This is a genomic window from Pseudoclavibacter sp. 13-3, from assembly GCF_021168475.1.
GTDB lineage: Bacteria > Actinomycetota > Actinomycetes > Actinomycetales > Microbacteriaceae > Pseudoclavibacter_A.
The window spans coordinates 48,965-61,818 of the sequence record NZ_JAJOZT010000003.1 but is presented as its reverse complement, the minus strand read 5'-3'; the positions used below and the strand labels follow the sequence as shown (position 1 = coordinate 61,818).

Genomic DNA, 12,854 nt, shown 5'->3' with positions numbered 1-12,854 from the left:
AGCGTCACAGTCGTCATGTTTCGTCATGTCCGAGGCTTCGACGCGCCCCAGCCTTGACTCGCCCCTGCCGATATCGCAGACTGTTCGTTATGAGCACATTCGACCGCACCCGCGCAGCACACATCGAGGTGGCAGCAGGCTGCCGTTCGATGATGCGCACGACGGCCGATACGTCCCGAATGTGTCGTTGACCCGGCACCCTTCCGAGCAGCCCGACCGTTTCGACGCGCGACCTGACACACCGTCAGAGGCCACGCATCCTCATCGGTCACACCACAACGGCTCTCACTCTGCAGAGCATCCCGCGCCCGATCACACGGCAGCGCGCGACCACCCGCATGCAGACATCGCTCACGACACCGAGGACTCACTCATGACCACTTCATACGACCACCACCGCTTCGCAGCCGACGACCTGCAGACCGACGCTGCACACGACGGCGCTCCCGCCGCCGGCGCACACACCCAGAGCGCGCACACCACCCGACCGGCCTCCCGCCAGGCGGGTCGAGGGCAGCATCCGCACGCACGACGCGACGAGAACGTCGAGGCTCGCGGCTTCGCGCTCTACGTCGGCTTCGACGAGGTCAGCGCGGCCGCCAGCGGCGTCAGCCTGCAGCAGCTCGTCGCGGCCCTCAAAGAGACGGCAGAGGCGCTGGTGCCCGCCATCAAGACGCATGCGACGCTCGCGATCGCCCCGCGCGGCGCCGGCGGCCGCGATGTGGATGTCGTGCGCCTGGCCCTGCGCGACCCCGCGGCCCAGCGTGCTCGCCAGCAGGAGCGCCAGACGCAGCGCCGCGGCGTCGTCATAGACTTCTCTCGCCAGCGCGTGCTCGTCGACGGCCAAGAGGTCGCGCTGACCTACAAGGAGTTCCATCTGCTCGGGCACCTCGTCGAGCATGAGGGCGAGACCGTGCACCGCAACGACCTGCTCGCCGACCTCTGGGACGAAGAGGCCGAGGGCGTGCCGAACGAGCGCACCATCGACGTGCACGTGCGGCGACTGCGCGCGAAGCTGGGAGACTACCAAGAGATCGTGCGCACCGTGCGCGGCATCGGCTACCGCTTCGACCGACACGCCGACGTGGCGGTCAAAGCCGACTGAATCGCTTGCTCTGACACCCTGCCGATCGGTATCTTTGGTGGAGTCCACACCACGATCTGCAAGTGCTGTGGGCGTGCGGAGACGCACAGCGCCTGCTGTGGCGCAGCACTCTTCTGAGTGCGGGCCGGCTGCCCTCTTCCCCTGGGGCAGCTGGCTCATTCCACCTCATCTCGCAGCGCCACCCCTCTCATCGAATCGAGTCACGTCGTGTCGGGCGCATCATTGAACGTGTACCGCACTGAGATCCGCAGCAGACCGAGCACTGCACCCGAGAGGAACCACATGACCGACGCATCCGCCTTCGCCGAGCTCACCGCCCGCTGGGACGCCATCACGATCGACCGGCTGCGCGCCATCGGCGGCCGCAAGTGGGCGCACTATCCGAATGCCGTGGGCGCGTTCATCGCCGAGTCTGACTTCGGTGCGGCACCCGAGATCACGGCGGTGCTCGAGCGCTGGGTGCGCGAGAGCCGCTTCGGCTACCTGGTGCCGCACCAGGCGCTGGCGATGCAGGAGGCAACGGCGAAGTGGTACGGCGACGCCTACGGATGGCAGATCGACGCCGAGCACGTCGGCCGTCTCTCCGACGTGGTCAGCGGCCTCGAGGTGACGCTGCAGCACTTCACACGCAGCTCGGACAGCAAAGTGATTCTGCCGACGCCGGCGTACATGCCCTTCCTCTTTCTGCCGCAGCAGGCCTGGCAGCGTGACACCGTGCAGGTGCCGCTCGAAGCCGACGGGCGTCTCGACCCCGACGCGCTCGACCAGGCCTTTCGCGCGGGCGGCGAGGTGCTCGTGCTGGTCAACCCGCAGAACCCCACCGGGCACGTCTACACTCGAGACGAACTCGTGGCCATCAGCGAGGTCGTCGAGCGCCACGGCGGCCGGGTGTTCGCCGATGAGATCCACGCTCCCCTGGTCTACGCCCCCAACCGTCACGTGCCCTACGCCTCGGTGAACGAGGCCGCGGCCGCGCACACCGTCACGGTGACCAGTGCGTCGAAGGCGTGGAACCTCGCGGGGCTCAAGACCGCCCAGGTGCTGTTCTCGAACGACGACGATCTGCACACCTGGCAGCAGGTGCGCTACTGGCCCGAAGACGCGGTGAGCCCCCTGGGCGTCGTCGCGAACACCGTCGCCTACGACGAGAGTCGCGGATGGCTCGACGACCTTGTCGCCTACCTCGACCGCAATCGCAGCGCGATCGACGAGCTGGTCGCCACACACCTGCCCCGAGCACGGTACCGCCGCCCCGAGGGCACCTACCTCGCCTGGATCGACCTGGGCGACTACGGCCTGCCGCGGCCCCTCGGAGACTTCGTGCTCGAGCAGGCCGGCGTCGCGATCACCGACGGCGCCGCCACCGGACCAGCCGCAGCCGACTTCATCCGCGTCAACTTCGCCACGCCGCTGCCGATTCTCACCGAGATCTTCGAACGCATCGGCACTGCGGTGAACGCCGAGTCGCACTGAGCCGGGCGCGCATGTCTGCGGCGACCGATAGCATGACTGCATGAGCGAAGCTGCAGACGCACCGACCAGTCAGAACCCCGACCTGCACCAGCCGACGCGCGACGAGCTCGTCGAGGCCCTGCGCGTGCGCTTCGGCGGCGACGGGGCACCGGCGTTCGACGCCGTGAACCCGACGATCCTGCGACAGCTGCAGCATCGCTCGGTGCGCCGATTCAGCGACCGAGACGTGACCGACGACCAGCTGCGCGCCATTCTGACGGCCGCACAGGCCGCATCCACCAGCTCGAATCAGCACTCGTGGAGCGTCATCGTCGTGCGCGACCAGGCCCGCAAAGAGCAGCTGAAGCCGCTGATCGGCAACCAGCCCTTTATCGACAAGGCGCCGGTGCTGCTCTTCTGGATCGCCGACCTGCACCGTTCCGCGGCGCTGGCAGAGCGCGCCGAACGGCCGTTCGCCGGCGGTGCGCTGCTCGAGGCCACCCTCGTCGCCTTCGTCGACGCCGCCCTCGCCGCGCAGAACGCCACGGTCGCCGCTGAGTCGCTGGGCATGGGCATCACCTACATCGGCGGTGCGCGAAACCATCCAGAAGAGACCGCCGCCGCCCTCGCGCTGCCGCCGCACACAGCCGTCGCCTTCGGCATGACGCTGGGGTGGCCGAGTCCGACCGATCGCGCGAAGATCCGCCCGCGGCCTCTGCCCGAGATCGTCGTGCATCATGAGCAGTACGACGCCGACGTGCTGCCCGGGCTCGACGCCTACGCCGAGCGCATCAACGCCTTCTTCGCCGAATACGGGCGAGAGTTCGACTGGCAGACCTACATCACCGAGCACTTCGCCGACGACGCCGACTTCTTCGGCCGCGAGCGACTGCGCGAGGCCCTGCGCGACCTCGGGCTGCCCTCTGACTGATCGCTATGGTCTGGTGCTCGCCGACTGGCGGCTCCGGTAGACTGGCTGAGGCCTGAGGGGGGCGGATGCTGGCACACCAATCGAGCGCGCACACCGGCGAACAGCATGGTGTCGTCGCAGCCACGACTGACGTGGCATCAGGATCGCTGGTCGTGACGGCCGGCGACCGCACGGTGACGCTGCAGCCGCAGGAGTTCGCGATCATCGGTCGAGGCGTCGCCGCGCAGATCACCGTTCGCGACCCGCTGGTCTCTCGTCGACAGCTGCTCATCGGCTTCCACGGCGGCTGGTACGTCGAAGACCTGAGCTCGAGCAACGGCAGCTACATCAACGGCCGGCGCATCTCTCGCGAGGGCATCGCCGCAGACACGGTCGTTCGTCTGGGGAACGCCGTGCAGGGGCCGGTCGTGTCGATCCGTCTGATTCGCGCCGACGGCACCAACCCGGCGCCAGAGACGTCGACGCCGGGCGAGCCCACCGTCAAGGCCAGAGGCCTGCCCGCCGCGTCGGGGCCACTGCCGCCGAGAATGCCGTCCGCGCAGCGGCCGCGACCACTGCATTCGCCGTCGCCGCAGGCCCCGCCTCCGCGACAGCACCAGGCGCAGGTGCAGCACCCACCCCAGACGCAGCCGCCGAAGTCGCAGCCGGATGCATCGGCCGGCTGGAGCATCGCGCCGAACCAGCACATGATCATGGGACGGTCGACCGCCAGCGACGTGGTGCTTCCAGATCTGCATTCGCCGCTGCAGAGTGCCCGCCTGCAGGGGCAACGAGACGGCCTGCTGGTGCAGAGCCGACCTCGCGACGGCGTCTACCTGAACGGCAGCCCCGTGACCACCGCGCACATGCGCGAGGGCGACATCCTCACGTCGGGGGCGACCGACTTCACCCTTCGCCGCCAGCGCCTCGTGCCGGCCAGCGTGGCCTTTCCCGACCGCGGAGGCCTCGAAGTCGACCAGGTCAGCTTCACACTCGGCAATGGTCGCAAGCTGCTCGACCACGTCGACTTCTCGGCGCCGCGCGGCACGCTCACCGCCGTGATCGGCCCGTCAGGAGCCGGCAAGTCGACCCTTGTGAAGGCGATCTCGGGGCTCAATCGCGTGAGCGAGGGGCGAGCCAGCTTCGACGGGTTCGACATCCATCGGCAGTATGCGATCGCCAAGAAACGCATCGGCATGGTTCCGCAGGACGACGTCATCCACCGTCATCTCAAGCTGCATCAGGCGCTCAAGTACGCGGCTCGTCTTCGCCTCGGCGCCGACGTCTCAGCCCAGGAGCGCAACGCCCAGATCGACAAGGCGGTGCAGCAGCTCGACCTGCGCGCACATCTCGACACGCGCATCGACAAGCTCTCCGGTGGCCAGCGCAAGCGGGCGTCGGTGGCAATGGAGCTGCTCACCGAGCCGTCATTTCTGATTCTCGACGAGCCGACCTCGGGCCTCGACCCGGCCCTCGACCGTCAGCTGATGCATGAGTTCCGCTCACTGGCCGACGGCGACCGCACGGTTCTGGTCATCACGCACTCGGTCGCCTGTCTGACCCTCTGCGATCAGATCGTCGTGCTCGTGCCCGGGGGCGCGCCCGCGTTCATCGGGTCGCCGGTGCAGGCCGTCAGCTACTTCGGCACCGCCGACTGGTCGACGATCTTCGACCGGCTGAAGAGCGACCCCGACGGATGCCGTGAACGCTGGCAGCGTCACGCACCTCAGCCGCAGCACCGGCACGAGCCACGTGCCGAGCAGTCGACCGCGACGACGGATTCCTCGGCTCGACCGCGGCAGCTGCTGACCCTGATCAGGCGTCAGATCGCGCTGCTGCTCGCCGACCGCGGATACAGCGTCTTTCTGCTCGCGGTGCCGTTCCTGGTCGGCCTGCTGCCACTGGTCGTGCCCGGCGACACCGGCCTGACGCAGGTGGCCGGCGCCAAGCATGCGACTGAGCCGCAGCTGATCCTGGCGCTGCTCACCATCGGCGCCGCGTTCATGGGCGTGGCGATGACCATTCGCGACCTGGTCAGCGAGCGCTCGATCTTTCTGCGCGAACGTGCGGTGAACCTCTCGATCTGGTGCTATCTACTGTCGAAGGTGATCGTCTACGGGATCTTGGGGTGGATCGGCGCCATCGTCATGGTCTTCATGGCGGGTGTGGTGAAGCCGCCACCGGAGGGCGACGGCATTCTCGGCCTCGGCGCCCGCACCGAGCTGGTGCTCGCGATGGGCGTCACCGTGACCGTCTGTCTGATGCTCGGCCTGCTGCTCTCGGCGTTGGTGACTTCGCAGAGCCAGGTGATGCCGGTCATCATCGTCGTCTTCCTGGTGCAGCTGGTGATGATCGGCGGGTTCATCCCCCTGACCGACAACCAGGTGCTCGACGGAATCTCGCGCGCCGTTCCGGCGCGTTGGACGATGGCGATGGCGGCGATCAGCACCGATCTGCCGCACCTGCTCGAAATCTCGGACGAGGCCGAGCGACAGGTCGCACAGTCGAGCATGCCCGCGACCGATCCGCTGTGGGAGCACGAGCTGTGGCGCTGGTGGAGCAGCCTCGGCATCGTCATCGCGATGAGTGCGGTCTCGCTGGCCGGGGCCTGGGCACGCCTGCGCCGCACTCGCGGCTGACGACGCCGACCTAGAGGAACGGATCGATGCGCAGGCGGATCTGCTCGGCGACGTATTCGGCGAAGGGCTGCAGCTGGGTGCCCGTGGTGTGCGGATCCCACCGCACCATGATCTCGCCGTCGACATCGACGAAGGGGCACGCCTCGGTCTCACCGTGACCGCCGCTGCTCAGGTCGATCGGGACCGCCTCGAAGTTGACCGTGTCGCCACGCTCGAAGGGGCCGTTCCAGGCGAGCTCCTGGAGCCTCCGTCGTTCTTCGATCGCAAGCGCCGTGTTGCGCGGCCAGGCCGGTTCCAGCACTCGAGTCGTCGTGCCGACGATCCAGGCGTCACCGGCCTCGTTGGCCAGCAGCATACCGATGCGCCAGACTCTGCAGACGGGTTCGAGACGGGCGCGACGGGTGAACACCCATCGCCTCTGCGGCGGCACATAGCGGGCGAGCGCCTCGTCGCGCGAACCTGCCTCGCGCAGCGACCCGACCGCCTGCCCAAGCAGCTCACGCACCTGTTGCAGCTGCTTGGTGTTCACTGCACGACCACGTTCATTCACACCCGCATTCATTTCGCACCCATGCATGTTCACACCACGTCTGTGCTCATCGAGCCCAGCATCGCACAGGTGTCTGGGTATGAAAAAGGCCCCGCGAATGCGGGGCCTTTTCTCATGGTGCGCCCGAAGGGATTCGAACCCCCGGCCTTCTGATCCGTAGTCAGACGCTCTATCCAGCTGAGCTACGGGCGCATGTCCGAAGAATCACTATACACACTTCGCACCTGATGCACAAGATGTGATCGGCGCTCACCCAGCGGCGCGCGCAGACCGGTGATCAGCGATCGACCCTGAGCTCCATGCGGTAGAGTCCGAGCGCGAACGGCCCGTCAAGCGGGGTCGCGCTGTTCGGGGTGATCTCGACTTCGTCATCAGCCGTGCCCAGAGTCACGCCGTTGGTCGACTCGAGATCGGTGATGAACCAGCCCCCGTCGACCCACTCCAGCTTGGCGTGCGTCTTCGAGATCGTCTTGTGCGAATCAGGGATGCGCACGATCTGATCGCGTCGGCTGAACTCGCCGCGCGGGTTGCGTCCCAGAATCGCCACATCGGCCTCGATCTCGACGCTGTCACCGGACTCGAGCAGCAGGTGGCTGGTCGGGCGATGGTTGCGACGCACCAGCACCGTCTTCTCAGCATCGTCATCTTCGATGTCGGCGCTGGCGCCGAAGCTCTCGGCACCCCCGAGGTCTGCCGAGTCACCGAAGTCTGCCGCGCCCGGGAAGACTGCGGATTCCTGCGGTGCGGCCGTCTGCGGTTCGCGCGCATGCTGGGGCGTGGCAGGAGACGACTGCGGGTCTGAACCGACTGCCGGCGCTGCAGCCTCCGACGTGCCGAAAGGGGCATCGTCTGCAGGCTCCGCAGGCGAGAAACCGGGCACTGAGTCGATCACCGGCGCCGACTCCTGGTACCAGGAGTGAGCCGGTGTCTGCTGCTCCGGCATCGGCGCGACCTGTTCGACGAACCCGCCCTGCGCAGCGAAGCCGCCCTGCGCACCCGAGCCGTCATCGACCGGCGCCTGCAGCTGCTGCGCCTGCTGCAGCTGCTGCGCCTGGAGGGCTTGCTCGTACTGGTCGTTCATGGCCTGCCGCACGTCGTCGCCGCCATACTCCCAGAGCCAGGTGCGCAGCGCGTCATCGATGCTCGGGTTCACTGCGACGACCGCTGAGAGCGATGGATCCTGCTGGATGATGACCCGCATCTGCTCTGGTGAGGTGGCCGGGTCGGCCGCCTGCTGGGCGAGATGTGCGCCATCGGTCCAGTCGTTGGATCCGTATGAGGGAAACTGCGGATTCGTCATCTTGTCTTTCCTCTTCCCAGCCCCAAGCGCAGACGCTGGGGAACCTGTGCGAGAATGCGCACGCGTCTAACATATCCTGTCAGCGATTTGGGCGACAAACGCGCCTTCCACCGCTGCCAGCCGGTCTTGTCGGCCACCATTCGAACGCGTTCGGCGTCGACGAGCCGCCAGTACTCGGCAGCCTGCTCGGCGCTGAGCCCGACCCCCGAGAACGCCGCCCAGTCGGCGAGGTCGGCAAGCCGTCGACTCTCGCTGCCCAGCGGCTCGGCGATCTCGCGTCGCGTGGCCCGAATCGGCACGCTGCCACCAGCGTCGACGATGTTGTCGACGTGCTCGTCCCAGCCGGCGACGATGCGCTGATCTGAGCTGCCTCGGGTGCGACGACGACGTCGCCGCAGCAATTTGACCAGCAGCACACCCCACAGCGGCAGCGTGATCAGCGCCGCCCAGAAGAGCACCGTCGTGGTGCCGCGCACGATCGCGAGCACCCGGGCGAGCACCTGACTGCTGCTGGCGACATCCGAGCCGAGGTCGCCCCCAGACGGATCTTTGTCTGGCGGCGGCACCTGCCCCGCGTTCTGCTGAGCCGTCGTCGGGCTGTAGCGCTTGAACGCGTTCTGGTCGGGGTTCTCGACGAAGCGGTTGTCGGTGCGCGGATCGGCGTCGACGGCGACCCACCGGCCGTCGCTGGTGAGCACCTCGGCCCACGCCGTGACATCCCGCCCCTGCACGCGGCCGTCTTCTTCGACCTTGGCCCCGTAGACGACCCGAGAGGGAAAGCCCACCACTCGCGCGATGAGCGCAGTCGCTGTCGCGTACTGCTCCTGGTCGCCGACGGTGGCCGCACACTGCGACACCGTGCTCGAGCAGTCGAGATAGCGGTTGTCGAGCATCGAGCCGAACAGCCCGTCGATGCGGGCGCGCGTATGCCCGGCATCGCTGCCGCGAAACTGGTAGTCGCGAGGCAGCCAGCTGTTCTCGCCCTGCCCGGGGTCGTCTTTGCTGTGCCCCAGGTAGCTGCGCTGGATGAGCAGGCGGTTCAGCCGCTGCACCTCGCCGAGCGTGGCCCCGCCCTCGCGCTTCTGAGCGACCCACTCGTTGAGCTCGGGCATCAGATCGGCGCTGACGCCGTCGACCGAGCCGCTCCCGGGGCCCAGGTCAGACGACGGCTGATCGTCGTCGGGCGCGAACGAGAACGTGTACTCGTCGCCCGCGCGCAGACCCTGCTGCCCTGCCCGATCGGCGAGCTGGATGCCGGACTGCAGACGGTCGCTGAAGAAGAATCGACTGCCGAGCGAACGCTGCTCACCGCCGTCGAACCGCAGCTGCCCCAACTGCTCGCCGAGCGGCACCCAGACCGACTGGTAGTCACCGACCGTGACCGTCGCGTCGCGTGTCTCGCCGGTGGTGTCGAGCACGAACGGCACGCGCCGAAAGGCGGTGTCGGCGCTGCTGCGCTGCTCTGGATCTGCCGTGCGGAAGACATCGCCGTCGTACTCGCCGAGCGTCGCGAATCGCAGTCGCTGCGGAGCGTCGCCGCTGACGGTCAGCAGGGTCTGATTCAGATGCGCCGCGGTGAAGTTGCGTCGGAACGCGGCCAACGGGCTGTTCAGCGGCGGCACCTGTGTCTCGGGCTCGACGACGCTGCGCCCCACGACGCGATCGCGGTCGCCGAGCAGCGGCCCGCTCGCCGCGCCGGCCACGACCACAGCGACGACGGCCATGCCGACGGCCAGCGCGACCCGTCGCAGGCGTGCGCCGCGCCGGCCGGGGGATGCGATGGCGACCTCCACGGCATCCGCCGGCTTTCGAGCGGCCTCGCCCTCGGCCTGCCCGGTCACATCACCGGCATAGGCCACGCGAGCGGCCAGACGCGCCCGCCGCTGCCGAACGATCGGCCAGGCCAGCAGCAGGCCCAGCCCCAGCAGCCCGCAGACCAGGTGCACCGGTGCGCGCAGGCCGGGCAGCGACACCGTCTCGGCCGCACCGCGTGCGCCGAAGAAGGTCGGAAAGAGCAGGGCCGCGCCGAGCACCGGGAGCGCGAGCCCCCAGCCCCGCGTCAGACGCAGCGAGAAGAGCACAGAGAGCAGAGCCGCGACGTAGACGACCAGGAAGAGCGGCAGCTGCATGCCCTGGAAGTCGCCGACCGGGAGCGTGATCGTGAGCAGATTCTTCCAGCCGGTGACCGGGGCGGAGAGCACTTCGAGGGCGCCGTCGCCCAGTGTCGCCGGCAGCGCCGACCAGGTCGACGGCACGGCGGCCAGCAACCCCACGACGGCGTAGGCCGCCACGGCGAGCGTGATCGCCGGCAGCGGCCGCAGGCGCCGCCGCACGATCACGAGGCCGACCGCCAGGCCCGCGACGAGCGCTGCCCCGCCGGCCACGAAGAGCGTGGGCTTGCGATAGATCGGCCACGAGCCGATGATCACGAGGGCCAGCACGGCGCTCGTGAACGCGAGTGTGGCGACCAGCTGTGCGCGGGAGACGGCCTGCGTCTGACGGGTGTCGCTCATGACTGCACCGCCCTCGCCATCAGATGTCGCAGATCGTCGAGCATGCCCAGCGTGAAGACGGTGAGGTCGCCGATGCGCCGCACCCCCGGCTCTTCGTCGAGGTCGACGCGCACGACGACCACCGTGGTGTCGATGTCGAATCGGTGCGCGGCCGTCTGCAGATCGTGCAGAGAAAGCGATGAGCCGCACACCATGAACACCAGCGACAGCCCGTCGATCTGCTGAGCCGCCAGCGTGGCGACTTCGCCGAGTCGCATCATCTGCGCGCTGCGGTCGACCCCGCTGAAGTCGTTGAGCAGCGTGACCGGCGTGAACGTGCTGAGCCGGCGCGCTGATCGGATGACGCGACGGGCCGACTCGGGCACCTCTTCGCTCACCACCACGTCGAGGTCGCGGCGGTCGCGGATGAGTCGCACGCCGATCGACGCGGCAGCGCTCACGGCGAGTTCGAACTCGTCGTCGGCCGCGAAGTCGGCGGCCGACATGCCGAGCACGATGCCGACCTTCGAGCGTCGCGTCTCTTCGTACTGGCGCACCATGAGCGTGCCGGTCTTGGCCGTCGACTTCCAGTGGATGTTGCGCGGCGCGTCTCCCGGCATGTACTCGCGCACGGCGTGAAACGAGATGTCGTCGCTGACCAGCACCGACGAGGGCGTGCCCTCGAGGTCGCGCACGAAACCGCTGGCCGTCGTCGGCAGCGACACCGTCTTCGGGTGCACGTAGAGCGTGTGCCGCTTGGTCCACTGGATGTCGCGGTGCAGCAGCCCGATGGGGTCGGCCCGCACCGAGCGCACCGGCCCGACGTCGACGATGCCGCGACGCTGTGCGGGGATGCTGATGCGCTGGGCATGCGTGGCCCCCGCCAGCAGCAGGGGCACGTGCGTCTCGGCCAGTGCCGCCCCGATGGGAATCTCGAGTCGCCCCGGCAGCGCAGGCCGCTTCGAGACGTTCGTGACGGTGATGTCGCCCGTCACCTCGTCACCGGCGACGACATGATCCTCGAGCACCCCGAGGTCGACATGGTAGGCGTTCGCCCCGAAGAGGAACACCGACCCGATCAGCAGCAGCACGAGCGCAGCGAGCCCGGCGACCAGCCATTCGACGATGCCCAAGCTCAGCCCCAGCACCGTCGCCAGCACGGCCACCGCGACGGCGACCCACCCCGCCGCGGTCACGGTCTCTCCGAGCCACCGGGCGGCGTGCCGCATCCACCGTCGCACGATGCGCACAGAGCGCGCGCCGAACAGGCTCAGCCGTGCACGGGCACGCGTCGAGACGCCGCCCTGCGCGAAGCTGGTCACAGTCTCGGTGCGGGTCGAGGTGCGCGTCGAGGTGCGGGTGCTGGGGTCGAAGGTCACTGCTGAGCAGCCCCCTGCGTGGGCGGAGCCGTGTCGAGCAGGATCTGACCGATCACCCGGTCAGGGGTGACGCCGTCGAACTCGGCCTCGGGATCGAGGATGATGCGATGGCCGAGCACCGGCAGCGCGAGCGCCTTGATGTCATCCGGTGTGACGAAGTTGCGACCATGCGCGAGCGCCCAGGTGCGCGACACATTGGCCAGGGCGAGAGCTCCGCGCACACTGGCGCCCAGTCGGGTCTGCGCCGCGTCGCGCGTCGCCTCGACCAGCCGCACGATGTAGTCGACGATCACGGGTTCGATGAACACGTCGGCGGTGAGCGCGATCATGTCGTTGACGGCCTTCGGCAGGATAATGCCGGGAATCTGGTCGGTGCTGACGGCGGCGCCCTCGAGGATGCGGCGGGTCGACGCCGAGTCGGGATACCCCAATGAGGTCTTCATCAGAAAGCGGTCGAGCTGCGCCTCGGGCAGTCGGTAGGTGCCGGCCTGCTCGATCGGGTTCTGCGTCGCGATCACCATGAACGGCTTGTCGAGCGCCCGAGTGACGCCGTCGACCGTGACCTGTCCCTCTTCCATCACCTCGAGCAGCGCCGACTGCGTCTTCGGCGAGGCGCGGTTGATCTCGTCGGCGAGCACGATGTTCGCGAAGATCGGGCCGTTGTGAAACTCGAACTCGCCGCGCTTCTGGTCGTAGATGCTGATGCCGGTGATGTCGCCGGGCAGCAGATCAGGCGTGAACTGCACACGTGACGAGGTGCCCTGCACGGTGCGCGAGAGCGCCCGAGCGAGCGCTGTCTTGCCGGTGCCCGGAACGTCTTCAAGCAGCAGATGCCCCCGGGTGAGCAGCGCCGTGAAGGCGAGTTCGATGACGTGGCGCTTGCCCACGATCGCCTGCTCGACGTTGTCGACGAGGCGCCCGAAGGTGTCGCCGAACCACGCCGACTGCTCGGCGGTGATGCTGCTGCTCATGCGTTCTCCTGTTTCGATGGATGCTGAATTGCGCTCTGCCCCGAGGAGCGCTCAGG

The 12,854-nt window shown here is 68.3% G+C and carries 9 protein-coding genes and 1 tRNA gene; 4 read left to right on the top strand and 6 right to left on the bottom strand.

The features are described 5' to 3' along the window. Positions 1-373: 373 nt before the first annotated feature. The 4 genes from LRX77_RS06290 (at position 374) to LRX77_RS06275 (ending at position 6,106) form a co-directional block, all read left to right on the top strand. Positions 374-1,105 carry a winged helix-turn-helix domain-containing protein gene (locus LRX77_RS06290; RefSeq protein WP_231832068.1) on the top strand — a complete coding sequence of 244 codons (732 nt, stop codon included), beginning with the start codon at positions 374-376 and terminating at the stop codon, positions 1,103-1,105. Positions 1,106-1,387: 282 nt separating this feature from the next. Next, the gene (locus tag LRX77_RS06285; RefSeq protein WP_231832067.1) at positions 1,388-2,578 is read left to right on the top strand and encodes a MalY/PatB family protein; all 1,191 of its coding nucleotides are present in this window, start codon (positions 1,388-1,390) and stop codon (positions 2,576-2,578) included. A gap of 40 nt (positions 2,579-2,618) precedes the next feature. Next, on the top strand, positions 2,619-3,488 hold the full coding sequence (locus LRX77_RS06280) for an NADPH-dependent oxidoreductase (RefSeq protein ID WP_231832066.1): 870 nt from the start codon (positions 2,619-2,621) through the stop codon (positions 3,486-3,488). Positions 3,489-3,553: 65 nt separating this feature from the next. Continuing rightward, a complete protein-coding gene (locus tag LRX77_RS06275; protein WP_231832065.1) occupies positions 3,554-6,106 on the top strand; it encodes an ATP-binding cassette domain-containing protein in 2,553 nt (850 codons plus the stop codon). 10 nt (positions 6,107-6,116) lie between these two features. Here LRX77_RS06275 and LRX77_RS06270 read toward each other — a convergent pair whose 3' ends face one another. The 6 genes from LRX77_RS06270 to LRX77_RS06245 form a co-directional block, all read right to left on the bottom strand. Next, positions 6,117-6,635, bottom strand: coding sequence for a hypothetical protein (locus LRX77_RS06270; RefSeq protein WP_231832064.1), 519 nt, complete (start codon positions 6,633-6,635; stop codon positions 6,117-6,119). 136 nt (positions 6,636-6,771) lie between these two features. Beyond that, a tRNA-Arg gene (locus LRX77_RS06265) sits at positions 6,772-6,848 on the bottom strand. An 85-nt stretch (positions 6,849-6,933) separates the two neighbouring features. Next, entirely contained in the window at positions 6,934-7,956 is a 1,023-nt protein-coding gene (locus LRX77_RS06260; RefSeq protein WP_231832063.1) for an FHA domain-containing protein, read from the bottom strand. After that, positions 7,953-10,469, bottom strand: a complete 2,517-nt coding sequence (locus LRX77_RS06255; protein WP_231832062.1) for a transglutaminase-like domain-containing protein — start codon at positions 10,467-10,469, stop codon at positions 7,953-7,955. The genes LRX77_RS06260 and LRX77_RS06255 overlap by 4 nt, the downstream gene beginning before the upstream one ends. Continuing rightward, positions 10,466-11,827, bottom strand: a complete 1,362-nt coding sequence (locus LRX77_RS06250) for a DUF58 domain-containing protein (protein ID WP_231832061.1) — start codon at positions 11,825-11,827, stop codon at positions 10,466-10,468. Before LRX77_RS06250 ends, LRX77_RS06255 begins: the two co-directional genes overlap by 4 nt. Continuing rightward, positions 11,824-12,798, bottom strand: coding sequence for an AAA family ATPase (locus tag LRX77_RS06245; protein ID WP_231832060.1), 975 nt, complete (start codon positions 12,796-12,798; stop codon positions 11,824-11,826). Before LRX77_RS06245 ends, LRX77_RS06250 begins: the two co-directional genes overlap by 4 nt. Positions 12,799-12,854 lie beyond the last annotated feature (56 nt).